The organism is Paenibacillus nanchangensis, assembly GCF_046543445.1.
GTDB classification, from domain to species: Bacteria; Bacillota; Bacilli; order Paenibacillales; family Paenibacillaceae; genus Paenibacillus_AQ; species Paenibacillus_AQ nanchangensis.
Map to the genome: position 1 here is coordinate 79,563 of NZ_JBHOFD010000015.1, position 24,706 is coordinate 104,268.

Annotated in this window: 20 protein-coding genes; 8 read left to right on the forward strand and 12 right to left on the reverse strand. The window is 56.0% G+C overall.

The annotated features are described in order from the left end of the window. Positions 1-100 precede the first annotated feature (100 nt). The gene (locus ACE6ED_RS13935) at positions 101-1,708 is read right to left on the reverse strand and encodes a mannitol dehydrogenase family protein (RefSeq protein ID WP_410827777.1); all 1,608 of its coding nucleotides are present in this window, start codon (positions 1,706-1,708) and stop codon (positions 101-103) included. Then, positions 1,709-2,785 (reverse strand): mannonate dehydratase, encoded by a 1,077-nt coding sequence (gene uxuA, locus ACE6ED_RS13940; RefSeq protein WP_410827778.1) that lies wholly within the window; start codon positions 2,783-2,785, stop codon positions 1,709-1,711. Between the two features lie 177 nt (positions 2,786-2,962). Between uxuA and ACE6ED_RS13945 the strand changes: the two genes are divergently transcribed. The 3 genes from ACE6ED_RS13945 (at position 2,963) to nudC (ending at position 6,331) form a co-directional block, all read left to right on the forward strand. After that, positions 2,963-3,616 carry a GntR family transcriptional regulator gene (locus tag ACE6ED_RS13945; RefSeq protein WP_410827779.1) on the forward strand — a complete coding sequence of 218 codons (654 nt, stop codon included), beginning with the start codon at positions 2,963-2,965 and terminating at the stop codon, positions 3,614-3,616. Between the two features lie 268 nt (positions 3,617-3,884). Beyond that, positions 3,885-5,165 (forward strand): histidine--tRNA ligase, encoded by a 1,281-nt coding sequence (locus ACE6ED_RS13950; protein ID WP_410827780.1) that lies wholly within the window; start codon positions 3,885-3,887, stop codon positions 5,163-5,165. A gap of 311 nt (positions 5,166-5,476) precedes the next feature. Beyond that, a complete protein-coding gene (nudC, locus tag ACE6ED_RS13955; RefSeq protein ID WP_410827781.1) occupies positions 5,477-6,331 on the forward strand; it encodes an NAD(+) diphosphatase in 855 nt (284 codons plus the stop codon). A gap of 553 nt (positions 6,332-6,884) precedes the next feature. Here the strand turns inward: nudC and ACE6ED_RS13960 are convergent. Further along, complete coding sequence (locus ACE6ED_RS13960) at positions 6,885-7,913, reverse strand: SDR family oxidoreductase (protein WP_410827782.1); 1,029 nt, start codon at positions 7,911-7,913, stop codon at positions 6,885-6,887. Between the two features lie 696 nt (positions 7,914-8,609). On the opposite strand from ACE6ED_RS13960, the gene ACE6ED_RS13965 reads away from it, so the two are divergent. After that, positions 8,610-10,802: a bifunctional alpha,alpha-trehalose-phosphate synthase (UDP-forming)/trehalose-phosphatase gene (locus tag ACE6ED_RS13965; protein ID WP_410827783.1), complete on the forward strand. Its 2,193-nt coding sequence runs from the start codon at positions 8,610-8,612 to the stop codon at positions 10,800-10,802. Between the two features lie 173 nt (positions 10,803-10,975). Here ACE6ED_RS13965 and ACE6ED_RS13970 read toward each other — a convergent pair whose 3' ends face one another. The 3 genes from ACE6ED_RS13970 to ACE6ED_RS13980 form a co-directional block, all read right to left on the reverse strand. After that, entirely contained in the window at positions 10,976-12,049 is a 1,074-nt protein-coding gene (locus ACE6ED_RS13970; RefSeq protein WP_410827784.1) for an LLM class flavin-dependent oxidoreductase, read from the reverse strand. Positions 12,050-12,717: 668 nt separating this feature from the next. Beyond that, positions 12,718-13,548 carry a hypothetical protein gene (locus ACE6ED_RS13975; RefSeq protein ID WP_410827785.1) on the reverse strand — a complete coding sequence of 277 codons (831 nt, stop codon included), beginning with the start codon at positions 13,546-13,548 and terminating at the stop codon, positions 12,718-12,720. A gap of 256 nt (positions 13,549-13,804) precedes the next feature. Beyond that, entirely contained in the window at positions 13,805-14,341 is a 537-nt protein-coding gene (locus ACE6ED_RS13980) for a hypothetical protein (protein WP_410827786.1), read from the reverse strand. A 108-nt stretch (positions 14,342-14,449) separates the two neighbouring features. On the opposite strand from ACE6ED_RS13980, the gene ACE6ED_RS13985 reads away from it, so the two are divergent. Together ACE6ED_RS13985 and ACE6ED_RS13990 are read left to right on the forward strand one after the other, a co-directional pair. After that, positions 14,450-15,364 (forward strand): phosphatidate cytidylyltransferase, encoded by a 915-nt coding sequence (locus tag ACE6ED_RS13985; RefSeq protein WP_410827851.1) that lies wholly within the window; start codon positions 14,450-14,452, stop codon positions 15,362-15,364. 179 nt (positions 15,365-15,543) lie between these two features. Beyond that, on the forward strand, positions 15,544-17,382 hold the full coding sequence (locus tag ACE6ED_RS13990; protein WP_410827787.1) for an ATP-binding protein: 1,839 nt from the start codon (positions 15,544-15,546) through the stop codon (positions 17,380-17,382). 470 nt (positions 17,383-17,852) lie between these two features. Here the strand turns inward: ACE6ED_RS13990 and ACE6ED_RS13995 are convergent, their stop codons facing one another. The 6 genes from ACE6ED_RS13995 to ACE6ED_RS14020 form a co-directional block, all read right to left on the reverse strand. Then, positions 17,853-18,068, reverse strand: coding sequence for a DUF2997 domain-containing protein (locus ACE6ED_RS13995; RefSeq protein ID WP_410827788.1), 216 nt, complete (start codon positions 18,066-18,068; stop codon positions 17,853-17,855). Positions 18,069-18,259: 191 nt separating this feature from the next. Next, positions 18,260-19,945 carry an AAA family ATPase gene (locus tag ACE6ED_RS14000; RefSeq protein WP_410827789.1) on the reverse strand — a complete coding sequence of 562 codons (1,686 nt, stop codon included), beginning with the start codon at positions 19,943-19,945 and terminating at the stop codon, positions 18,260-18,262. 28 nt (positions 19,946-19,973) lie between these two features. Continuing rightward, a complete protein-coding gene (locus ACE6ED_RS14005) occupies positions 19,974-20,903 on the reverse strand; it encodes a helix-hairpin-helix domain-containing protein (RefSeq protein ID WP_410827790.1) in 930 nt (309 codons plus the stop codon). A 15-nt stretch (positions 20,904-20,918) separates the two neighbouring features. Then, a complete protein-coding gene (locus tag ACE6ED_RS14010; protein ID WP_410827791.1) occupies positions 20,919-21,380 on the reverse strand; it encodes a hypothetical protein in 462 nt (153 codons plus the stop codon). A gap of 3 nt (positions 21,381-21,383) precedes the next feature. After that, on the reverse strand, positions 21,384-22,010 hold the full coding sequence (locus tag ACE6ED_RS14015) for a 4Fe-4S single cluster domain-containing protein (protein WP_410827792.1): 627 nt from the start codon (positions 22,008-22,010) through the stop codon (positions 21,384-21,386). Between the two features lie 120 nt (positions 22,011-22,130). Then, positions 22,131-22,334, reverse strand: coding sequence for a hypothetical protein (locus ACE6ED_RS14020; protein ID WP_410827793.1), 204 nt, complete (start codon positions 22,332-22,334; stop codon positions 22,131-22,133). A 161-nt stretch (positions 22,335-22,495) separates the two neighbouring features. On the opposite strand from ACE6ED_RS14020, the gene ACE6ED_RS14025 reads away from it, so the two are divergent. Then, on the forward strand, positions 22,496-23,779 hold the full coding sequence (locus ACE6ED_RS14025) for an MFS transporter (protein WP_410827794.1): 1,284 nt from the start codon (positions 22,496-22,498) through the stop codon (positions 23,777-23,779). 69 nt (positions 23,780-23,848) lie between these two features. Further along, entirely contained in the window at positions 23,849-24,649 is an 801-nt protein-coding gene (locus ACE6ED_RS14030) for a VLRF1 family aeRF1-type release factor (protein WP_410827795.1), read from the forward strand. The last annotated feature ends 57 nt before the right edge of the window (positions 24,650-24,706 follow it).

The window sequence follows — 24,706 nt, forward strand, 5'->3', positions numbered from 1 at the left end:
TCCCGCTTCCATACATTCTGCCTTTATTATACGAGACTTTGCCCGGTTAAGAAAAAACGAAAAAGGCCCCGGATTGCTCCGGGGCCTCCTGGCCTTGCGATTAACCTACATACTTCTCCAGCGTAGCGCGGACGGCGCCAGGGCCGGCCAGCATCTCATGGAACATGCCTTCGATCTTCGCGCCAAGGCCGATGGCATAAAGATCAACGCCAAAGATCGCTTCGTCGCGCAAAATCGCCTGGATATTCGACGCGGTATCCCCCAGCTTCACGCCCGCCAGATGCGCCTGGAGCGCCTCCAGCAGCGGGTCCGGGCTGAGCGTAAAGGCCTCGCCGTCGTCTCCGATACCGAGCAGATAACGGCACCATGTGGCGATAGCCAGCGGGATCGCCGTCAGATCGGCCGGATTCAGATCCTCCCGGCGCATATACGACTTGATTGTCTCTCCGAACCGGATACCGACCTTCTGCGACGTATCGGTTGCAATCCGCTGCGGTGTGTCAGGGATAAACGGATTTGCAAACCGTTCGTTCAGCACCTCGTCGAGGAACTGCTTTGGATCAATGATCCCCGGGTTAACGACAACCGGCAGCCCTTCCTCATACCCGATGATCTCCACAAATCTGCGCAGTGTGGCGTCTTTCATTTCGTCGGCAATCAGTGTATAGCCGAGCAGGCAGCCCGAAACCGCAAGCGCGGTATGCAGCGGATTGAGGCAGGTCGTCACCTTCATCGTTTCCACCTTATTAACCGTATCCCGGTCGGTGAAAATAATCCCCGCTTCCTCCAGCGCCGGCCGGCCGTTCGTAAATTTGTCCTCGATAACCAGGTATTCGCTGATCTCCGCGTTAACAAACGGCGCGGTGTAGGTGTTCTTTGACGTCACAATGACATCCATCTCGCCGATGCCCTGCTCAAGCAGCGCTTCTTTGACGGAGTCGGACGGACGCGGCGTGATTTTGTCGATCATCGACAGCGGGAAGGTGATTTTGCTTTCATCCTCCAGGTAGGCGGTAAACCCTTCTTCCACAAAGCCTTTTTTCGCCCATTCTTTGGCCATTGTCACGACGCCGTTCTTCAGCTTATCGCCGTTATGCGAGCAGTTATCCATGCTCACGAATGTCATCGGATATTGGCCTTTCCGGTACCGCCGGTATGCCAGGGAAGCGACAATGCTCATGGCGTGGATCGGCTGCTCCGGCCCGTTTTCGATATCCTTTTCCACGATGCCGAGATACTGCCCGTTTGGTCCGGTAAGCGAATAGCCCTTCTCCGTAATCGTGAAGCTTGCCATTTGCAGGCTCGGACTTTCAAAAACCTCTGTCAGCCGCGCATAATCCTCGGGCCGGCCTTTATCGGCCGTGATGCCTTCGACGATGCTGCTTACAATCCGCTTGTCAAAATCGCCTCGGGCGTTCATCAGAACAAGCAGCGTTAAATTATCATACGGCTTGTATACTTTATCGATCATTTCAAAATCAAACGTCTCGGCCGCAATGATTCCCGTATCGGCCAGACCGGCGTCCAGCAGCTTCTGATGGGCATTCGCCACAAAGCCGCGGAAAATGTTCCCCGCCCCGAAGTGAATCCACTCGGGCTTTTCTTTTGTATTCTTCGCCACCCGGTCATAATCGAACCGGGGCAGTTCAACGCCTGCTTCCTTCCATGCCGACGGGTTCTGAAGGCTGTTTCTGTCCAGACGCAACACTTATTTTCCCCCTTTGACGTTCTCCAGGCTGTCCCATACACCCAGCAGGTACATGATGCCAAGCGCACGGTCGTACAGGCCGTAACCCGGTCTGCAGTGCTTCTCTTCACCCCACAGATGTCTGCCGTGGTCAGGGCGCACATAACCCTGGAAGCCGCACTCATGGTAAGCCTTGACCACTTCCGCCACATCAACGCTGCCGTCGCGGCCGCGGTGCGAAACTTCGATGAAGTCGCCGTTTTCGAACACTTTAACATTACGGATATGCGCAAAATGAATCCGGTCGTGGAATTCGCGGATCATACCCGGCAGGTCGTTCTCCGGATTGGTGCCCAGCGAGCCGGTGCAGAAGGTCAAGCCGTTGTACGGGCTGTCCACCAGGTCCAGGAATCTGCGGATATGATCGCGGCTGCGGATGATCCGCGGAAGTCCGAAGATCGGCCATGCCGGATCGTCCGGGTGAATCGCCATTTTGATATCGACTTCTTCGCACACCGGGATGATGCGCTCCAGGAAATATTTTAAATTGTCGAACAGGATATCTTCCGTAACCGGTTTGTATGCCTCAAACAGCTCATCGAGCTTCGCCAGCCGCTCCGGCTCCCAGCCCGGCATCGTGAAGCCTTTAGCGCCCTTGAGGATCTTGTCGACCATCTCTCTCGGGTCGTCAACGATGGCTGCTTTTTCATAGAACAAAGCGTTCGATCCGTCAGGAAGCTCCTTGTACAGCTCCGTTCGGGTCCAGTCGAAAACCGGCATGAAGTTGTAGCAGATGACTTTAACGCCAACCTTGGCCAGCTTGCGGATCGTATCGATGTAAATATCAATATATTTGTCGCGGGTAGGCAGTCCGATCTTGATGTCATCGTGAACGTTGACGCTTTCGACAACGGCAGTGCTGAAGCCCTTGGAAGTAATCTGGTCCGCGACCTCCTGAATCCGTTCCATTTCCCACACTTCGCCCGCTACCTTCTCATGCAGCGACCATACGATCCCCATTACGCCCGGAATTTGCCGGATATGGTCAAGGGTAATATTGTCGTTCCCTTCGCCATACCATCTCCACGTCATATTCATGCCGGAATCCTCCCTGTAATTCGATTGTATCTTGTATACAAGATTTGTTTTGATCATAGAATATAGCGTTTTCTTTGTCAATGGGTTCGCTTTGTATATTTAATCCCCCTTTATATTCGAGCATGGTTTCATGTATACTAGTTTGTGAAAATAGTGACGAAGAGAGTTGGAATAGCGATGGCCTCAAAACAGGAAATCATGGACCAGTTGAAAAAGGAAATCCTCTCCCTGCAGCTAAAGCCCGGCACCATGATCAGCGAGACGGCGCTGTCCGAACAATTTCAGCTCTCCCGGACGCCAATCCGGGACATTCTGAAGCAGCTGTCTCTGGAGGACTACATCAACATTTATCCCAAAAAGGGGAATGTCGTCTCCTTTATCGACCTGGAATCGGTCGAGCAAATCATCTATTTGCGGAGTGCGCTGGAGAAGGAAATTATGAAGGGGCTCGCAGGCCGGCTCCCCCTGAAAGGCGTACATGAGTTAAAAGAAATTTTGGCCCGGCAGGAACAGGCGATTGAACAGGAGGATGCGTCCGAGGTCTTCCTCCAGCTGGACGACGCGTTCCACCAGACGCTGTTCCGGCTTGCCGGACGGGCTTTTCTGTGGGAACTGATTCAGCAGTTCAATGTGCATTACGTCCGGTACCGCAAGCTGCATATGCTGAAGAAGGACAAGCTGGTGGAGATTCTGAAGGAGCACCGCCAGATCGTGGACCACATCGTCCAGGAACAGCCGGACCGGATCGACGAGCTGGTGCATCACCATCTGCGGGCGGATATCGATTCGCTGTACTTCCAGGAGCATTTTGCCGAATACATCAAAAAGTAAGTCTTGTCATCCGCGAAGCCGCTCGATATAATGGTCCCTAAGATTCGATAAAGGGGAACCCGAAGATGAACGCTTCCACACTACAACTGAATCTGAATCTGTATTATCACTTCATTCAGCGTTAGCACACACCTGAAATTTTCTCAGGGTGGGCTAACGCTGTTCGCGTTGGCCCCCCTGCGGCATACCAAACGCGCAGGACCAAGGGGTCCGGCGCGTTTTTTGTTTTCTCCAAAATTTGAGCTGCCGCGGAAAGGAAAGATCAGGGATGCAAAATGTAAAAGGAACGGCCGACTTCTTCGGTCCCGAACAGTCGCTCCGGCTGAAAGTGCGCAAGGTGCTGGAGGAGGTCTTCGAGCTGTACGATTTTACCCCGATGGAAACGCCGGTGCTGAATGAGTTGGAGCTGCTGGCTTCCAAGTATACGGGGGGCGAAGAAATTCTGAAGGAAATGTACCGGCTGACCGATCAGGGGGAGCGGGAACTGGGCCTGCGCTATGACCTGACGCTGCCCTTTGCCAAGGTAATGGCGCTGAATCCGGGTCTTTCCGTTCCCTTCAAGCGGTACGAGATCGGCAAGGTGTTCCGGGACGGACCGGTAAAGCGCGGCAGAATGCGTGAATTTCTGCAGTGCGACGCGGATGTGGCGGGGATAGATGGGCCGGAGGCGGAAGCGGAGTTGATGCAGCTGGCGGCCGAAGTGTTCCGGCGGCTGGAGGTCCCAGTGGCGATCCGCTGGAACAACCGGCGGTTTCTGGGCGAGGTGCTGGAGTCGGTTGGCGTTAAGGCAGAGGATACGCTGACGGTAATGCTTACACTGGACAAAAAAGACAAGCTTGGAACCCCCGCGGTTATGCGCGAATTGGCCGAAAAAGGGCTGGAGCCGGCTGTCCTCCGCCCGCTCACTTCGCTGCTCGAAATGGAGCAGCCGACGTTTGAGGCAGCCGCTGCGGCCTGCGGCATCCTGGAAAGCCCCGGCGCGGGCGAGGTGCTGGCCCTACAGCGGTGGATCGGGGCCCTTGGCATGGAGGAAACATGCCGCTTTGACCCGTTTTTGTCACGCGGCCTATCCTTTTATACTGGTACGGTTTACGAGATATTTGATGCTTCAGGGGCTTACACTTCCAGTCTGGGCGCCGGCGGACGATATGACGACATGATCGGCAAGCTCGTCGGCCGGGAAGATTTAGCACGCAGTGCCGCAGGCCTTTCCTTCGGTATGGAGTCGATGATGGAACTGCTGCGGTCGCGGGAGTTAGCGCCGCCGCAGGCGGTCGTGGACATCATTTCCGTCGGCGGCATGCGTCCCGAAGCGCTGGCCGCGGCCAAAGCGTTCCGCGAGAATGGCATCCGGACACGCCTGTCTCCCGGCGGACGCAAGCTGGCCAAGGCCTTGGCCGCTTCTTCGGCGCTGGGCATCCCGTACATTGTGCTGGTCGGCGAAGAAGAAGCGGCCCTCGGGCGTGTTAGGCTGAAGGATATGGAGGCGCGCACCGAATCCGTCCTTGATTTGGACGAGGCGGTACACGTGCTGTCCAAGCTGGTGTAGGGCAGCGGCGAGCGGCGCGGATAGCGGGCCTGTAGGGCAGCGGCGACCGGCGCGGATAGCGGGCCTGTAGGGCAGCGGCGACCGAAGCGGACAACGGGCCTGTAGGGCAGCGGCGCTTGATAGCGGGACTGACCTAGGCTGGCGGCGGTCTGCTAGGACGTGTGTGCTCTAATACCACTTGCGGATATCCAAGCGGATATTCAAGCAGATACCGGACGAATACCACGTCCCCCTCCCGGGCTTGCCCGCCGTCCTGCCGGGGTGCATAATGACAGGGATAAGCGATTGAAGCGAAGAAAGGTCTTGATACCATGCAAAAACCAAGAGAAAGCATCTACAAACGTTATCTGCCCGCCCTGCTTGCCAAAGAGGGGGCGGAGCAGGCCGCGTATTGGTTCATTTTTCGTGATGGACAGCTGCTCGTCCGGGAAACACCCGAACCGGTCCGGCTAGGAAAGGGCTGCGGGCCACAGGACTACGGGCTGGAGGTGCGGCACACGCTTTATCTGGGTACCTTTGAAGAGGTCCCCTGCTTTGCTGCCGAAGCAACCGAGGAGGCGTCTGCACCCGCCGGTATGGCCTTCGAGCCGCTGCGTTCCCTGTATGAACGGATGGAAGAGGATGTCTTCCATCTGGCCGGCAGAGCGGCGCAGCTGCTTGCTTGGGAAGCAACTCACCAGTTCTGCGGCCGGTGCGGCAGCGCGCTCGTCCATGCCGAAGGGGAACGCGCCAAGCTATGCCCGTCCTGCGGACTGACCCATTACCCCCGGCTGGCTCCGGCCGTGATTACGGCCATCCTTAAAGGAGACCGGATTCTGCTGGCTCACGCCCGCCATTTCCGGAACAATATGTATGGCTTGATTTCGGGGTTCGTCGAACCCGGCGAGACGCTGGAGGACTGCGTCCGCCGGGAGACGATGGAGGAAGTCGGTCTGCGGCTCCGGAACATCCGTTATTTTGGCAGCCAGCAGTGGCCGTTTCCCCATTCCTTGATGATTGGCTTTATTGCGGAGTATGACGGCGGTGAAATTGCGGTGGACGGCGAAGAGATTGTTCATGCCGACTGGTTCGGTTCGGATCAGCTGCCAGTCATTCCGCCCGGCGTCAGCATCGCCCGCAAAATGATCGACTGGTACGTTGAGACCCATTCTTCTCTTAAGGAGTAGGCAGGGGCACGCCTGCCTATTGAAAATGGCCGCAGTGAAGCTGCGGCCAGGCGGTTAGGATGCTTATTTTCGGTGCTCAACAGCAGGTCCGTAGAGACTGAACAAAAGACGTACAGGTAAAGCAGGGTGTCACTGCGGCAAATTTGGGACTTCGGGTTGCTGTTATATTCGGAGTTCAACGGTGCTCAGCAGTATAGACCGAACAAATGACATACAGGTGGGGCGAGGGTGTCACTGCGGCGAATTTGGGACTTCCGGTTGCTGTTATTTTCGGAGTTCTTGATTGGTATATAAGTTAGCGGGAGAACTCCGAAAATAAGGCTTGCGCTACCGCTCCGCAGCTCCAAATTAAATTGCCTCCATGCCATCCCCGCCATCCTGTATTTTTGCGTTCAGTCTGTTAGAACCTAGAACTCCAAAAATGCAGGCATACGCGTCGCTCCCTCCATCTCCCAAATTGCCTCCGTGCCTGCTCCTCTTTCCTGTCATTTCATTATCCAGTCTATATAGAGTCCGCTCAGGGCGCTTCATCCGTGTCTTCGTCACGGGGCCTTTATCCCTTAAATTTCCGCTTCACTTCCGCCGCGGCACCCCGGACCGCCTGAATCACCTCATCACACCAGCGGTCGAATTCAGAGTCTTCCTTCTGCAGCTCCGGATGAGCCAAAATGTGCCGGACGGTGTCGCTTATTCCCTGGTCAAACCGGATTTCCGCGCAGAACCCGGGCACCAGCCGTTTAAGCTTGGCGTTATCGAAAACAACCGTATTTGCCTTGTCGCCAAGCAGGCTGCCCCGGAAATCCCCCGGTCCGCATTCGGCCAGAAAATCCGACGGCACATGCACGGCCTCCAGCTTCACGCCAAGCGCTCCCGCCACCGCTTCATAGATCTGATTCCAGGTCAGCGACTCATCCGACGTGATATGCACACTCTCGCCGATCGCATGGAGATTGCCCATCAGCCCAATAAACCCCTTCGCAAAATCACGGTTATGCGTCAGCGTCCAAAGCGACGTGCCGTCTCCGTGTACAATCACCGGCTTCCCTTCCAGCATGCGCCGGGCAACCTGCCAGCTGCCTTTTGAGCCATGCACCCCAAGCGGAATCGAACGCTCATCGTAAGTATGGCTTGGCCGGACAATCGTCACCGGAAACCCGTGATCCCGGTACTGCCCCATCAAATATTCCTCACAAGCGATTTTGTTTCGGGAGTAAGCCCAATACGGGTTCGACAGCGGCGTTCCCTCCGTAATCCGGTAATCGGACAGCGGCGTCTGGTAAGCCGATGCAGAGCTGATAAAAATGAACTGCTTCGTTTTGCCCTGAAACAGCCGGTAATCCCGCTGCACATGTTCCGGCTCAAAAGCGATGAAGTCGGCAACTACGTCAAAAGACAAACCAACAAGCCGTTCGGCTACCCGCTTCTCGTCGTTGATGTCTTCCTCAATCAAGTGTACGCCCTCCGGCAGCCCTTCCTGCCGACGTCCCCGGTTCAGCAGATACAGCTCCCAGCCCTGTTCGGCCAGCTGCCGGGTAATCGCCATACTGATGGTTCCCGTCCCGCCAATAAATAGCGCTTTCATAATTCCGCCTCCTCATTGTCACTCTGACCTTTGTCCTCTTGACCAAAAAGCATGCCATGCCCGCCGCACGGCTTCCCAGCCGTCTGAATGACGGTTGCTAAACCTTCCACGCTGGAACTGCCCCCATCGGCGCAAGCGGCTTTCGAGCTGCCTGAATAGCTGATTGCCTGGTTTTGCCCCAGCCAATGCCGGTCTCCCCATTACCATAGCATGCCCCATCCCCGTTCCGCAAAGCCTATCCGCATTCCCGGCATTCCTGGTGTGGCCTTCCGAAGCTCCAACGTTCTGGCCTTCCGGCGTTCCGACATTCCGGCGTTCTGGCGTTCCGGCATTAGCGGCCGTCTGGCATTTCAACAATTACAGCATTTACGCATTCATAAGCCTCTGTGGCCTGCGGTCAGGCCATCTGGAAATCCGCTCCTGCCCTGCACGATGTGTCGCACCGCCCACGGACGGGTAATATCAGCCTATAAGCCACGTTCCTCTACATACGGCTGAAATCGCCTGTCCATGTGAAGCCAGGCACACCTCATTGCCCGGGCCGCGAACATTAGGGACGCATCAAGTCATCCTGTGGAACCGAAGGGATCAGGTTTCCGGCCGCCTAGCGCGCCGGGCGGCTTTGCGCCGTTTGCCGTCTTTTTACGTTCAAGGACGTATGGCCACACGCACAATTGTTCAGGAAAGGAGATTTCAATGAGCAAACTAATTTTTGTATCCAACCGTCTTCCGGTCACCGTCAAGAAGAACGAAACCGAATTCGAATACCATAAAAGCATCGGGGGACTCGCCACCGGGCTAAAAAGCTACCACGAGCAGGGGGACAGCATCTGGGCCGGATGGCCCGGCATCTCGCAGGATCAGCTCCAGGATGGCGACGAACGGGAGCTGGAGCAGGAGCTTCGGGAGAACTACAACTGCCTGCCGATTTTTTTGTCCGATGAGGAGATCGACCAATATTACCACGGCTTCTGCAACGATACGATCTGGCCGCTGTTCCACTACTTCAACACCACCGCCAACTACCGCGTGGAGACATGGGAAGCTTACAAGCAGGTCAACCAGAAGTTCTTCGATGCCATCGATCCCGTAATCGAACCCAACGACACGATCTGGATTCATGATTACCAGCTGATGCTGCTGCCCCAGATGATCCGGGAAAAATATCCCGACGCACGCATCGGATTTTTCCTGCATATTCCGTTTCCATCGTTCGAGATCTACCGCCTGCTGATCTGGCGCGAAGAAATCCTTCGCGGGCTGCTGGGCGCCAATCTTATCGGCTTCCATACGTACGACTATGTACGCCACTTCCTGAGCACGGTCCGGAGAATTCTGGGCAAGGAAAACAGCATGAACAAAATTCAATACGAATCCCACAGCGTCCGCGTTGACGCGTTCCCGATGGGCATCGATTACGACTATTTTTCCAAATCCCATGACCGGGACAACTTGTCCGACGAGCTGAACGGGTTCATCGAAAGTACAAAGCAAGTGCAAAACATTCTGTCGATCGACCGGCTGGATTACACCAAAGGCATTCCGGAACGCATCCGCGCCTTCAAGCAGTTCCTGGCGAATTATCCGGAATACCGGGAAAAAGTCCGTTTGAATCTGATCGTCGCCCCTTCCCGCGTGGAAGTGGAGACTTACGACTCGCTGAAGCGGGAGATCGAGAAGCTGGTCAGTGAAGTTAACGGGCGGTTTGGTACCGTAAACTGGATGCCGGTCTGGTTCTTTTTCCGCACCTTCTCGCAGGACGATCTGATCGCGTTCTACCGGCACAGCGATGTGCTGCTGGTAACACCGCTCCGGGACGGCATGAATCTGGTGGCCAAAGAATACGTGGCTTCCCGTACCGATTACAAGGGCATGCTGGTGCTGAGCGAAACGGCCGGCGCTGCAAGCGAGCTGGGCGAAGCGGTTATCGTCAACGCCAACGACTACGGCAAAATCGCCCAAGGCCTCAAAACCGCCCTCGATATGCCGGATCACGAGAAAATCGAACGCAACAAAATGATCCACCGCCGGCTGTCGCGCTACAACGTCAAATTCTGGGCGGACGAGTTCCTGAACGCGCTGCAGGATACCGCAGTCGAGCCGGTTCAGACCAAACCGCTGCTTGATCTGGCCGATTCATCGGCAATTATCAAGGCTTACCACGGCTCGGAGCGCCGCGTGCTGTTCCTGGATTACGACGGCACCCTGGTCGGCTTTAAGCCGACACCGGACCAGGCCAAGCCGGACGAGGAGCTCAGACGAATTCTTGCCGAACTGGCAAAGGACCCTAATAATACGGTAGTCGTTATCACCGGACGCGACCGGGGAGTCATTGAGAAATGGCTTGGCGATCTCAACATTGTCCTGATTGCCTCTCATGGTTTATGGCTGCGGCGGACTGACGGGGAATGGATCAAGACGGTCAACGTGGATAACGACTGGAAGGATTCCATCCGCCACATTTTGGAGATGTATACGGACCGGATGCCGGGATCGCTGATTGAGGAAAAAGAATACTCCCTCGCCTGGCACTACCGCCAATGCGAGCCGGACGTGATTACACTCAAACGCGATGAACTCCGGGAGGCACTGATCTCCATTACCCAGTCGATGACGATTGGCGTGCTGGAGGGCAACAAGGTGCTGGAGGTCAAGGACAGCCGGATTAACAAAGGCCATGGCGCGCACCAGCTGCTGAACGGGGAGACGTATGATTTTATTCTCGGCGTAGGGGACGACCATACGGATGAAGATCTGTTCACCGCGCTGCCCAAAGAAGCCTACTCCATCAAAATCGGCCCCGGCGCGACGGCCGCCAACTATCAGATGAAATCATTTAAGGAAATGCGCAAGCTGCTGAAGAAGCTGGCCGGCATAAAGGAAAACTAAAACGCGGATAAATGCATCCGCCGCAAAAACAAACGCTCCCCGTGCGGGCGGCGACCGCTTGAAGCGGACGGCCGCCCGTTTTCGGGGAGCGTTGTTGTTTACATACTTCTCTGCTTAAAACCCCAAATCCGGAAGGGGCGTACGGCTGTTAGGTGTCCCTTCACTAGCAGAAGTTACACGCCGGCAGCTTCATCCGGCTCGCCCGCGGCTTCCCAGCGGGCGATTTCCTCCCGCACTTTAGGAGCGACTTCCGTTCCGAGCAGCTCGATGGCCTTCATTACGACGGCATGCGGCATGGTGCCGAGCGGAACATGCAGCATAAAACGTGTAATGCCAACGCGCTTGCGCAAGGCGATAATTTTGTCCGCGACTGTCTGCGGATCGCCCACATACAGCGCGCCTTCCGGACTGCGGGCCGCATCAAAGCTCGCCCGGCTGTAGTGCCCCCAGCCCCGCTCACGTCCCAATATGTTCATCACGGCCTGGGTAGAAGGGAAAAACCGGTCTGCCGCTTCTTCCTTGTTTTCCCCGATAAAGCCGTGGGAATGCGAGGCGACCGGCAGCTTCGAGGCATCGTGGCCCGCCCGGGCGGCTGCCCGCTTGTACAGCTGGACAAGCGGCGCGAACTGAAACGGGCTCCCGCCGATAATCGCCAGCGTCAGCGGCAGTCCGAGCAGCCCGGCCCGGATTACCGACTCCGTGTTGCCGCCGCTGCCGATCCACACCGGCAGCGGATTTTGTACCGGGCGCGGATACACACCCAGGTTGTCAATGGCGGGACGATGCCCGCCTTCCCAGGTGACGTGCTCCGATTCGCGGATTTTGAGAAGGAGCTGAAGCTTTTCGTCAAACAGGTCGTCATAATCGTTTAAATCGTAGCCGAACAGCGGGAACGACTCGATGAAGGAACCCCGTCCCGCCATAATCTCCGCCCGCCCGTTCGAGATCCCGTCCAGCGTGGCAAAATCCTGAAAGACGCGGACCGGATCGTCGGAAGACAGCACCGTTACCGCGCTGGTAAGCCGGATTCGCTGTGTCTGGGACGCTGCAGCCGCGAGGATCACCGCCGGCGACGAAGCGGCGTAGTCTTTTCTATGATGCTCTCCGACGCCGTAGACATCCAGCCCCACCCGGTCGGCAAGCACAATTTCCTCCACCACCTCACGGATGCGCTGGGCGTGGCTGATCAACTCGCCGGTATGCACATCGGGATTGGTCTCCACGAACGTACTGATTCCTATTTCCATTACACTGCTCCTCCATTTCACTGTCTGTTCCTTCCGGCGGCAGGCGTTGTTTACTTCACGGAAGCGATAGTTCAATTTTGAACGTTTAGGCCGGAGTTTTCAAGCTGACACTTTTCCCTTTCCCAGCCCGGCGTAAAAAAACAAGCTCTACAGCCATAAGCCGGGAGCTTGTTTTGTTAGCTTTTCGTTGAAGCGCTAGGATGTGTACGAAAACGGTAAATTAAGGAAACAAGGGTTAGTCAAACGATTTCGTGATGGGGTACGAAAATGCTATCCACCCTGGATCTACACCTGTTTATTGTCAGATCGATCTCCATTACAGATAACACTTTGGAACGAATCCTCTCCTGCGGCACACCCGCAGCGGATTACCACAGCACGCGATACGGAAATCTTTACGGACCCAGCGGCCGTTATTTCTGAAATTCTTGGGTTTTGGTATGCCTGACAGACCCTAGGGCCGTTATTCGTACCAAAAACATACAAACTACGGGTTCTCCGCGTGAATAAGGGCAGCTGAGTCCGTCACTTTGCCAAAACACGGAATAATCAGCAAATAGGGCCTTCTGAGTCCGTACACTTGTGCCCCTACTTTCTCTGGCGGCTACAAAAGGCGGGCATCCGGGATGAAGTCCTGAAACACGTTACTATTGAGCCCGGAGCAATCATCATGGTGTCCATTGGTCATGTACAATCCCGACCAGCGCGCGGTCCTCGCCGATTTTTTCAAAAACCAGACGGAGGCTGCGCCAATCCATACCCTGCGCGTCAGGGTCAACACTATCGATATAATATTCGACGAAATCATAGGTCTCCGGAGGATATACCTCCTGTAAATTGTTCAGCGTCGTGCCCTGCCCAAGCGTTTGATTTAAGCCGATTTCCGCCTTGGTCTCAAAATCCGCATCGTATACAAAACGGTCGTGATACTCGGCATACGTCATTTTAATCTCATCGCCTTTACCGGCAAATTCACCCCAAACCCGTTTTTGCTTATCCTTCAGCAGGCCTTCAATCTCTTCCCGTTTAAAAACCTGGTCTTTCTTCGTGTCCACATAACCGTAAGGCGAAAAGCGGACCCCTTTGTCGGCATGCGTCCAAGCCGCAAGCTGGTCCATGTCCTTATTCTTTAGCGCGCGGACTACGGTGGAAGCCGCTTCAAGCGCCGTTGGCGGCACTCCTTCCTCCGGTGCGGTCTCCGTGCCACTTCCGGGGGCCGCTGCTGTTGGTTTTGCCGCCTGAGGTGCGGACGAAGACGGCTCCGCAGCAGGTGCGGCAGATGCTGGCGCAGTAACGGCTGGTGCGCTGGCAGCCGGGGACGCCTCCGGCGAAGCAGTTTGCGCCGCAGGCGCCGTAGCAGCAGGGGCGGTAGCCGCCCCGCCCAAATCCGCTCCTCCGGCGGTCTGTTGTTCCGGCTTCGCTTCGTTGCCGCCGCAGGCGGCAAGCAGGAGCATTGCCGCGATGGACAATGTCCACCCTATATGTTTTTCAGCTTTCATATCGTTCCTCCTTGGCTGCTAATTTGTCGTCGTTCTTCTTCATAGACGCGCAGGTGCTGCCAAGGGTTGCAAACATTTGGAAAATGGGTGCGGGAGATGCTGTAAACCGAGGTCAATGCCGGGGCAGAGCGAAACAACAGCGGCCGGAAGCCCAAAGCCGCCGCAGGTCCGGCGCAGCTATGCCTGTTGTCACCAGTCCTGTACGCCTGGCCTTCAGCCTACGCCTCACCGCATCGCAGCACGCCCAGCACCCAGCCTAAGGCCGATACTCGCTCAGCTTGCCCTCGTAAACCAGCTTCAGCCGGCCGCACTGCCGGAAATCGTCCGGCGTAACCAGCGCGGGCAGCTTGTTCCAGAGCCGGATGCCGGAGCGCTGCAAGATTTCCGCGACGAACTGCGAACAAAAATAAGAATTGCTGAACTCCACCGGCTCCTTCAAAGCGATCCCGATGACGCCCAGAAGGTTATATAGGTATTTCTTGTCTTTTTGGATAAACACGCGCAGCACCCGTTTCATCTTCTCGATCTGCCGCTCGGTGGCCTGCAGTTCGTAGATGACACAAGTGGTATTGGGATACTTGCTGAACGTGCCGGTTTGGATATCTTCCTTAACAAATCCGCCGTTCAGCGGATTGTTGGGATTTTTCCGTCCAAAACTGTACATCTCGGATAATTCCTTGTTAAAGGAAATGGAGGCATGGTTGTAGGGCGCCCTCGTATAGGTCTGAATCATTTTCGTAAAAAGCGTACCGGTATTCGTAAGCATGATATAAATTGTGCTTTCTGCTGCCATGATCGAAAATTACCCCTTATCAACGATGGACTGTTCCATCATAATAACATAGAAGCCTCCTCCCGGGGCTCTATTCCTGATAGAAGTTGGTGACCCTTTCGCATGAGCATGAACAGTTCGCTGTGGACACTGCTGCTTGTTTTTCTTCTGCTGGCCGCCACGCAATTAGGCTATTATCTCCTCCGCAAGGTTCAGCCGGACCGGGACTACCAGGCCATCGGCGTCCGGATCAAGACCTGGTGGGGCATGCTGCTGATTTTTTGTCTGGCGACGCTGTTCAGTCCAGCTGTTTCGCTGCTGTCTTTAATGGTGCTTACCTTTTTTGCGCTAAAAGAATATTTTTCGATGATCCGCACCCGCAAAGCGGACCGCCGCCTGTTTCTGTGGGCTTATCTCTCGATTCCGGTGCAATTTTACTGGATTTACATCGGCTGGTACGGAATGTTTATAGTGTTTATTCCCGTCTATGTGTTTTTGTTTCTGCCGCTGCCCAGGCTGATCAACAAAGGAACGGTTGGCTTTCTCCGCAGCGTAAGCTCCACGCAGTGGGGGCTCATGCTGATGGTGTTTGGTTTGAGCCATCTCGCCTACTTTCAGGTCGCTTCGCCGGAATACGGCGCCGGGCTGGTGCTTTATCTCGTCGTGCTTACCCAATTAAACGATGTGGTTCACCATCTGGCCTCCCTGTATGTCGGCAGACGCCGGATCGTTCCTACCGCCAATCCCTATCTGACCTGGGAAGGATTTGCCTGCGCATTTACCGTGACAACCGTCGTCTCCTCGGCGGTATGTCCGTATCTGACGCCGCTTGACCCCGCATTTGGTATCGCCGCCGGAGCGCTGATCAGTTTGAGCGGATTTTTCGGCAGCCTGACGGTGTCCGTGCTGAAGCGGGATTTGCTGATTGGTGATGACGATAAAGCCGTATCCCTCAAGGCAAGTTACTTGAGCCGGGTGGACAGCTTGACTTATACATCGCCGGTTTTTCTGCACGTAATCCGTTATTTTTTTGACTTTATGTAGCGCTGCGTAGTGGATTAATCATCCAAAAGTAACAGGGGACCGCAGACGATTCACAACGCCCAAAAAAGGTGAAGCATCTAATAACAAAGAATTATTTCATGCATTTACGCCAAATAATCCGGATTGCTGCCGCAGGAAAGGATTTGGCGGAATCTAACGGTCCCAAGGAGCTTGTGAGAATGAGAGAACAACCGATCCCAATTACGCCGCTAACCTCCGTTGCCAGTGGGGGACATATTGTCTATTTCTATGAGAATGCTGATCGTTATTTCGATAACGCGGCAGCATATGTGACCACCGGCGTTCATCACGGACATCAGATTTTGTTCATCGACAGCGAAATCTGGTACCGCAGACTGCTGCTGAAGCTGGAGACGCTGCTGACCGCGGAACAGCTGGAATCGGTGCATTATATAGACAGCTATGAATTTTACCGTTTATACGGGGATTTTCATTATCACAGCATAGCACAGCATTTTAAGGCGATTCTGCAGCCTTATCTGGAGCGGGGGGACTCCATGCGGACCTGGGCGCATGTAGAGTGGGCGGAACAAGACGATATTCCTGCCAAAATAGAAGGCTTCGAGCGTACCGCGGATTGCTGCGTAATCGACAACGGCATCTTATCGGTCTGTGCCTACGGGGCCAGAAACATCTCCGCTTCCCTGCAGCTCTCGCTGCTGCGGAATCATGAGTACATGATGACGGATGAGGAGCTGGTGGTCTCCAGTCTTTACCGCAGCGCTCAGGGACGGGAGGTCCCGTTTCCCTCTCTATCCGTACAGCAGCAGCTGCTTGCCGAGCAAAAAGAGCTGCTAATCGCCAAGGAAGCCGCGGAGGCAACGAACCAGGCAAAAAACGAATTTATCGCCATGATGAATCACGAGATCCGGACGCCAATGAACGGTGTACTAGGCATGACGGAGCTGCTGTTGGACACGCCGCTGAACGATGAGCAGGCCGAATATGTCCAAATCATCGAACAAAGCGGCAAGGGCCTGCTTAAAATTGTTAACGATATTCTTGACTTCTCCAAAATCGAATCCGGCCGGGTAGAACCGCTGAAGGAACCTTTCCGAATTCGGGATTGCATCGCCGAAACGCTGGATGTGCTGCTGGTCCCTATCCTGAACAAAAACCTGGATATCCACGTTCACGTGGATGCCGCAGTCCCTGAATCGCTGGTTGGTGACAGCAGCCGGATCAGACAAGTGCTGCTGAACCTGGTCGGCAATGCGGTTAAATTCACCGAGGCGGGCTCCATTACCGTGACAGTAAACGCCGGGGAAAAACGGCAGGGCCGCATCGGTCTGCATTTTTCGGTACAAGACACAGGGATCGGCATTCCGGAAGAGGCCCGGATTCAGCTGTTCCAGCCGTTCTATCAGGTGGATAACGGGTTAACCCGCCGCAGGGAAGGCACCGGCCTAGGCCTCGCCATCGTCAAGAAACTGGTGGAGCTGATGGGCGGGGAAATTTCCGTCCGGTCCAATGAGGGGCCCGGCACCTCTTTTTTGTTCAGCATTGAACTGGAAACGGCGGATACAATATCCGGATCTGATACACTACCCGGCTCTGGCAGCATGGAGGCGGCCGAAATCACGTCTCTCGGCGCTCTGAACATCCTGATAGCGGAAGACAACGAGATCAATCAGCTGATTTTGAAGCGGCGGCTGGAAAAGCTGGGGAATAAGGTCACCGTCGTAAGCAACGGCCAAGCTGCGGTGGAATCCTCGCTTCTGCATCCCTACGACCTGATCTTTATGGACATTCGTATGCCGGTGCTGGACGGGCTGCAGGCTTCGCTGGAGATCAAACGCGCTTTATCCCCTGACCAGGCGCCGTTCATTGTCGCTTTGACGGCAAATTCCCTGCAGGATGAACCCGAAGCGTGCAGAAGAAGCGGAATCGACGAGTATATGACGAAGCCTGTACAAAATGAAGCGCTGCTTTCAATCCTGGACAAAGCGGCTGCCCGCGCAAAAGCGCTCGGCCGTACAGGGCAGATTGCGGAATAGGCAGAACAGCGCAGAAGCGGGTTGCCCCATAAGTGCGTTTATTGCGTTTATTGGGAAGCAGACAGTTACTGTGCGAAACACAATAAACCGGGTTGGCAAGGAACCCCTTGCTCACCCGGTTTTTCACATCTTTCAGGTTGCCTTTTTTATCAGTTAATGGCGGGCTGGCCACTCGTTTCCGGTGGTGCGCCCAACCGTTTCCGGTGGTGCGTCGGCCGTTTCCTGTGGTTCATCAAACCGTTTCCGGTAGTGCGCCAGACCGCCCGCTGCCAACAGATCTGGTCTAAATCGCTCCCCCGAACCGCTTACCGGCTCTGTTTTGTACGATTTTTCGTACAAAACAGCCCCATGAAACAGCCGTCGCAGGAACGTGTTTTACGCTTAGGTCAGCCAAAACCCGTATTAAAAGGGCGGTCCTGCGTCATTTTATGACTACAGGGGCTCCCTCGGAATTCCCCGGTTTCAGCAATCTACCCCCGTTTAATTATGTTCTGCTGTTCCCGCAGTTCCACGGTTTCAACCGCCGTCTCATAGAACTCCTCAGTGTACTCCGCCTGGACGGCTTCCGCATTCAGCAGCGACTCCAGCACCGGAATCATGTCGGTGCACCGTTCTCCTTTGATGCCCAAGGTCTCCGCTTCGATCCGGCCGTCCGGGTAGATGCGGATCTGGATTTTTTCCTCCATGCTCCATCCTCCTTGTTCGCCCTTATTTGCGCTTGCTCACTTATTCGCCCTCGCTTTGTCCATGTTCGCCCTCGGTTGCCCTTATTCGCGTTTGGAAGCCGCGGGGCATCCGATACCCGATTAAATTAACCGCCAGTTCCCCGCCCCGCAATCCGTCTGAGCGTTCCATCTGAACGTCCGTGTATGCCACGCTAAAAATCAATCGCTCTGCCTCCGCGGTTCGCCCATACCTCGTCGCCTTGGCCGGAGCTGACCGGGGTTACGCTGCCGATTCCCGGCACGGATGCCTCCTGGCGGTATTCCTTCCGGTCTTCCTGCGGCGTTGCCGCTACCGCCCGGACATTGGCCCATTCCCGGATGGCGCGGATTTGCTCCGCCTGGGTGACGGAGAGCGGAACGGTATTGGCTATGGCCCGTTCGAAGTCCTCCAGCTGGATGGAACGGTCCGACGCGTACGCTTCAAACAGCGCGTCAATGACCAGCTGCTCGATTTCCGCGCCGACGAATCCCTCGCATCTTCCGGCCAGATTGTCCAGCACCTCTTCTGTAAGCTCGAAATCGCCGATGACTTCAGGTTCGGTCAGACGCCGTGCGATATGTACCCGCAAAATTTCCCGGCGTTCTCTCAGCGTCGGCAGGTCGACAAAAAAGATTTCATCAAAACGCCCTTTGCGGATCAGCTCCGGCGGCAGCCCGGAGATATTGTTGGCGGTCGCAATTACAAATACCGGCTTGGTCTTCTCCTGAAGCCAGGTCAGGAATTGGCCGAAAATCCGGAGCGAAATGCCGCTGTCACCGTGAATCGCCGCGCTGCTGAATCCTTTTTCAATCTCATCAATCCACAAGACGGAAGGTGAAATTGCCTCCGCCGTCTGGATCGCTTTGCGCATGTTCTCTTCGCTGCTGCCTACGACGCCGCTGAAAATTTTGCCCATATCCAGCCGCAGCAAAGGCAGCTGCCAGGTGGAGCTGATCGATTTGGCGATCAGGCTTTTGCCGCAGCCGGGAACGCCAGTAATCAGCACACCTTTGGGTGCGGGCAGTCCATATTTACGGGCCGATTCCAGCCAGGCCTTGTTGCGTTTGGTCAGCCAGCGCTTTAAGTTCTCCAGTCCCCCGACATCCGCCATCCGCAAATCGCTGCGGATAAATTCCAGAATGCCGGCTTTTTTGATGATCTGTTCTTTCTCTTCGAGAATGACCTCAAGGTCCTGAATGTCCAGTCTGCCGTTCTGCACCATCGCCCGGGCAAACGCATTTTCGGCTTCGGAAAGCGTAAGCCCAAGCGCCGCCTTGGCCAGCCGTTCCTTCTCCTCTTTGGTCAAGTCGATCTGAATCCGGCCAGCCTGCCGGTTGATGTCGATCATCTCATCCAGCACCGTTACGATTTCTTCGAAGGTCGGCAGATCAAAGTCCACGATCGTAATATCCTTCTGCAGATCATCCGGTAAAATTAAGTGCGGCGATGTAAAAATAACGTTGATTGGATTGCGGCTCTGCTTGATATTCGTCAGCATGTCACGAAGCTTCCGGACGACGGTGTGATCCGGCTGCCGGGTTTGTCCGCCGAAATAGACATGAAAATCCTGAATGACCACAATGCACGGTTTATCGTATTTCTCAATCCATTCCAGCGCCTTGATTGGCGTCTTGCTGTCGCCGACAGCCTGCCCTGTGCCGTCCATGATGCCGGTCGTCATTCTCCACGTCAGCACTTCACGTGTCGTCTTGATCAGCTCCGCATCCTGGGCGACGGACCGGATGACGGCCAGCGCCCGGTCTTCCTCCCAAGTCTGGATGTAGAGATAGGGAAAGCGCGCCTTAAGCAAATTGGCAAGTACGGTATGAATCCGGTTGCGGTTATCGGCTGCGGTCATATGGCTATCCTGTCCTTTCCCTTACTTATTAGTAATCGATAACTCTGCCGCTCCGGGGCGTCCCCGGCTTTGGCTCAGGCTGCGGCTCAGGCTGCGAGAAGCTCACCTGCGTCCGCAGTACGCCCGCGGCCTGCTCATTCAACCCCATCTGTATGGCGAATTCCTCAAACGAACGGAACGCTCCTGCCTCCTGCCGCTTGATTGCAATCCGTTTCGCCAAAATAATCCCGATGCCGGGAACGGCAGCCATCTCAGCTTCTGAAGCCGTGTTCAGGTCGATGGGATGGCTGATCGGCTGCTGCTGAAACGATGCAGACTGTGATGGCTGCTGAAACGGTGCACTCTGCGGCGGTTGCTGAAACGGCGCAGCCTGCGGTGCAGCTGAAGTCTGCTGCGATGGTGCCGCAGGCGGCGCCATTGGCGGCTGCGGTGATGGTGCCGCCTGCGCCCCCGGCGGCGGAGGCCACACGGCGGCCGGAGCTGGTCCGCCCGCTAAAGGGCCGGCAAACGGCGCCTCGTCCGCTCCAAGTCCGGGCGAGAACATTGGGTCCTGCCGGCGCTGCGGCGGCTGCATCCCGGGAGCGGCGCCTCCATGGAACCTGGCTTCCGCTTCTTGCCGCAGCCGGGACAGGCGTTCTTTTTCACCGTGTGTAATTACATCCAGCTGGATGAGGTACAAGGGACGGACCTTGCTTGCGTGAACGATCGCCATAATCCACACCCCGAGCGCTCCTCCTGCAAGCACACCGGGAGACAGACTGTCGGTCAGGGCGACGAGTCCCCAGGTCGTTATCAGGTAAAAAAACCCCCAGGCCGTCCACCGTCTGTTTTTCACCTTACTTCCTATATAGAAAAAAGCGATAAAACTCGCCAGGGAAAGGGGAACCCAAGTGAGCACCACCCACCAGCTGTTGGCCAGCTCCCAGGTTCTGCCGCGATTCGTGTACGTTCTGAACACCCGACTTGACCTCCTCTACCGGTTTAACACATAAGTAATTTGTATGGACTGATCCTCCAGCACTTCTTCTTTCTCCATCACCATGCCCTGCTCCCGGGCTTGTTCAATCAGGTTCCGGTAGACCTTTTGCTGAAGATGTTTAGTGTACGAGGTCTCTACGTTATCCACCCATTCCGTATAAGCCGTTACATCGGCTCCCTGCGGCAGTACCAATGAATAAGAGCCATTCTCCTGCTGCAAAAAAGTAACTTCATTCGCCATGCTCCACTCCAGCGACTCCAGAGAGTCGGTGTGCTCCACCTGCCGGAACGAGCAGCTCCATTCTTCCAGCGCTTCCCGCAGCAGCACCTCGTCTTTCATCCGCGTCTCCAGAATGACATGACGGGCCTGCAGCTTCTCCCGGTGTACGGAGACCGCCTCGGCCACCTGCTTGGTGACAGCGATTGCCAAAGGAATCAATACGATTTCAATGCTCAACTCCTAGCCCTCCTCTCGTGTATAACCCAGCCGTTCCAGCATTTCCAGGTCCAATGCCCCTGCCATTCCGTTTGCCGTAATCGTACCGTCCGGATGCAGCCGAATCTCCAGTTTGTTCGGGATCGTCTGCAGGGACGGCTCCAGATGGCGGTAGACTGCCGTCAAAAACCGGTACTGCTGATTGGAGGAGCCGGTCCATGGCCTGCTGAGGTCATGCCGCTCCTTCACATAGGGGCCGTCGATCAGCAGGTCGGTTGCCGCAAGCAGCCGCTTCCAGCCGGGATGGCTAGAGGCGCGGAGCGTATCGTAATCGTAGCCCGAAAACGTGACAACGGACAGGCCCTGCCCCCTCACCTTTTCCGCCGCCTCTGCCAGTGCCCCGGCCTGACTGAAGGGTTCGCCGCCCAAAAAAGTTACGCCCTCCAGCTCCGGAGTATGTCTCCGGGTATGTTCAATATGTTGTATAAGTTCTTCCACTTCGATCAAGCGGCCGCCTTCCATATCCCAGGTATGGGGATTGAAGCAGCCCTCGCAGCGGATCGGGCAGCCCTGCACCCACAGCGCATAACGCAGACCGGGTCCTTCTACCTCGGTTCTCGGCACAAGCCGGGCGATGCGGAGCATCGTCATCAGTCCACCTGCTTTCTGAGTAGATCGCTTGATTATCATTAAAGCGGGTACGGTAGCCCCATTATACCAAAAGAAAGCGCCGCTTTAGAGATGCTTCGGAATTAATTCCCGCACCCTGCTTTATGCAAAAAACGCCGGGGTGCAGCGCCTTGCTTCCCGGACCACAGGCTTTGGTTTCGGTCCGCCCCAGCGCCCGCCCGTTTCCCGGGTTGGCCCGTCCCGCCCGGACCGGCTGGCATCAGTCGCCGCTTCCGGCAAATCCGGGTCTCCAGCATCGGGCACCGCTTCCGGCAAATCAGCTCTCCAGCGGCGGATTCCCGGCATAAGCTGCCGCCCGGAAAGCGCGGACTCCGGCATAAGCCGCTACCGTGAGGCGCTTGCACCCGGCGTCCGCGATCCATTGTAAAATGCTGCGGAATCGCTTATTGTTGTGCTCATGGCCGCTCATCGGCCGATAACGTGAGAGTAAAGGGTGAACCCGTCCCATGAAAGCTTCGCTGTCCAAACCGTTTTATTACTTATGGTCGACCCAGACTGTAGCCAACGCCGCCGACGTCCTGTACACCATGGCGCTTACCGTGCTGGTGCTGGACCGTACGGATTCCCTGATCTCGGCTGTGCTGGTTCCGCTGCTGCGCAGCGGCGCCCAGATGATCAGCGGATTCCTGGCGCCTTTGATGCTGACGCGCTTTCGGCTCCCGTCGCTGCTGCTGATCTCGCAGGCCGGCCAGTTTTTGCTGTTCGTATTGCTGTCAGCCTATCTGTCTGTGACGCAGCAGGAAGCCTCCTTTTATATTGTGTTCGCGCTGGTCTTCATCATGTCCTTCCTGGACGGCTGGACCGTTCCCGTCCGCAACGCCTTGGTGCCCCGGCTTGTCGCCAGCGAGCAGGGCCTGCTCCGCGCCAACGGTCTGGTCTCTGTCAGCGACCAGGTCGTGCAGTTCGCCGGCTGGGGGCTGAGCGGTATGCTTGTCGCCTTCCTGGGCGCGGGCAACACGCTGCTGCTTGCTGCGCTGATGTACGGCGGCGCCGCGCTGTTTACGCTGGGCGTCAAAGAACCGCGCAGCGCCCATGCAGCAGCATCCCCGCCATCCGGCGAGCCGGATGCCGCTGATGCCCCTGACGCCGCTCCCCGCTGGAAACGGCTGACCGAAGGCTGGAGCCTGGTCTGGAGCCGGCCCCAGCTGCGCGTGCTGACGTTTATCGACGGCATCGATATGCTTGGAGGCTCCGTTTGGGTAGGAGCGTTTACACTTGCTTTTGTCCAGACGGCGCTCGGCCAGGGAGAAGAATGGTGGGGATTCATCAACGCAGTCTATTTTGCGGGAACTGTCGGCGGAGGCATTCTGGTGCTGGCCCTCGTCCGGGTTATCGGCAGCCGTTATCTGCCCGCGATGCTGACCGGCATGGCCGGATACGGTCTGCTGACGGCGGTGTACGCGCTGACCACGGAGCCTTATCTGGCGCTGGTGCTTGTGCTGCTGATGGGTCCATTTGCCGAGCTGTCCATCGTCACCCGCCGCACGCTGATTCAGCGGAGTGTGGACAAGGAACTGCTGCCGAAAGTGCTGGCCGCGCAGAATGCGCTGCTCAACTTGATTTTTTGTGTATCGCTGGTTGGAATGGCCTGGCTTGCCGAGGTAATGGGCATCGTAAATCTGTACCTGTTCGCCGCCGGACTGACACTGGTTGCGCTGCTTGTCGGCCTCCTGTACCGCAAGGCGTTTGCGGCGGAAAACCTCGAATTCTCCGAAGAAATTTACAAATAAAGGATTCACCGCCGCTGTGTGTGGTAATAATAACAAATCCGTCTTTTGCAAGGAGTGATTTGATTATTTATGAAACGCATCGAAAAGTGGAACCAGCTGCTGGCGTACAAACCCGAACCGTCGGAACGTTTCCTGACCGTTTATTTGAACACCGCAAGCAATACCGGACCCAAACCCGAGTGGACGCTCCATTTGAAGAACGGTTTCAAACGATTGATCGAATACGCCAAAGCGGGAGAGGACGAACACAGTCTAAAGCTGCTGGAGCAGCTGCAGGCCAGGGTGGAAAAAGAAGCGGAGAACCACCGGACCGACATGAAACGCGGGCTGTTCGCCGTGGCCGGCTCATCCGGCAAATTGTTTATTTTTGAGAAAATCCAGGCCTCGCTGCCGAACTCTTTTTATTGGGAAAGTGAACCGATGCTGGATGAAATGAAGGAAATCATCACCCGGTACCCGGCTGCGGGCATTATACAGGTTGGCGCCGATTCGGTGACGGTGATGGATACCGTCCTTGGCGAGATCAACCAGCAGTATCAATTTGAATGGGACGTGCAGACCGAGAACTGGCGTGAATATATCGACAATGCCGGCAGCGACCGGACGTCCACGGGAAGCACCCGGCGGGAGCGGTTCGAGCTGCGCATGGATGTCAACCGGCAGCGCTGGATGCAGCGGCTGGTGCCAGTGATCGAACGGTTTTGCCGGCAGAAGCAGTGGGGCGAGATGATTTTTACCGGCGAAAAAGCGCTGGCGACGGAGCTGTGCAACCAGTTCACCTTCAAAAACAAACGGGTGATTTCCAAAAACCTGAAAGGTGCGCCGCCGCATGAAGTGCTGAGCGAGGTATACGCCGTCATGAATACGTAACAGCAATATGTGAAAAGCCTGCAGATGGGGAGTCCTCCTCAGCCTGCAGGCTTTTTT

Excerpts from the sequence above, each read along its gene's own strand:
- ACE6ED_RS14020 (WP_410827793.1), bottom strand. The coding sequence starts at position 22,334 with ATGCCGGGAATCCGCCGCTGGAGAGCTGATTTGCCGGAAGCGGTGCCC.
- ACE6ED_RS13995 (WP_410827788.1), bottom strand. The coding sequence starts at position 18,068 with ATGGAGGAAAAAATCCAGATCCGCATCTACCCGGACGGCCGGATCGAA.
- ACE6ED_RS13985 (WP_410827851.1), top strand. The coding sequence starts at position 14,450 with ATGAACAGTTCGCTGTGGACACTGCTGCTTGTTTTTCTTCTGCTGGCC.
- ACE6ED_RS13980 (WP_410827786.1), bottom strand. The coding sequence starts at position 14,341 with ATGGCAGCAGAAAGCACAATTTATATCATGCTTACGAATACCGGTACG.
- ACE6ED_RS14015 (WP_410827792.1), bottom strand. The coding sequence starts at position 22,010 with ATGACGATGCTCCGCATCGCCCGGCTTGTGCCGAGAACCGAGGTAGAA.
- nudC (WP_410827781.1), top strand. The coding sequence starts at position 5,477 with ATGCAAAAACCAAGAGAAAGCATCTACAAACGTTATCTGCCCGCCCTG.
- ACE6ED_RS14000 (WP_410827789.1), bottom strand. The coding sequence starts at position 19,945 with ATGACCGCAGCCGATAACCGCAACCGGATTCATACCGTACTTGCCAAT.
- ACE6ED_RS14025 (WP_410827794.1), top strand. The coding sequence starts at position 22,496 with ATGAAAGCTTCGCTGTCCAAACCGTTTTATTACTTATGGTCGACCCAG.
- ACE6ED_RS13975 (WP_410827785.1), bottom strand. The coding sequence starts at position 13,548 with ATGAAAGCTGAAAAACATATAGGGTGGACATTGTCCATCGCGGCAATG.
- ACE6ED_RS13965 (WP_410827783.1), top strand. The coding sequence starts at position 8,610 with ATGAGCAAACTAATTTTTGTATCCAACCGTCTTCCGGTCACCGTCAAG.
- ACE6ED_RS13950 (WP_410827780.1), top strand. The coding sequence starts at position 3,885 with ATGCAAAATGTAAAAGGAACGGCCGACTTCTTCGGTCCCGAACAGTCG.
- uxuA (WP_410827778.1), bottom strand. The coding sequence starts at position 2,785 with ATGAATATGACGTGGAGATGGTATGGCGAAGGGAACGACAATATTACC.
- ACE6ED_RS13960 (WP_410827782.1), bottom strand. The coding sequence starts at position 7,913 with ATGAAAGCGCTATTTATTGGCGGGACGGGAACCATCAGTATGGCGATT.
- ACE6ED_RS13990 (WP_410827787.1), top strand. The coding sequence starts at position 15,544 with ATGAGAGAACAACCGATCCCAATTACGCCGCTAACCTCCGTTGCCAGT.
- ACE6ED_RS14030 (WP_410827795.1), top strand. The coding sequence starts at position 23,849 with ATGAAACGCATCGAAAAGTGGAACCAGCTGCTGGCGTACAAACCCGAA.
- ACE6ED_RS13945 (WP_410827779.1), top strand. The coding sequence starts at position 2,963 with ATGGCCTCAAAACAGGAAATCATGGACCAGTTGAAAAAGGAAATCCTC.
- ACE6ED_RS13970 (WP_410827784.1), bottom strand. The coding sequence starts at position 12,049 with ATGGAAATAGGAATCAGTACGTTCGTGGAGACCAATCCCGATGTGCAT.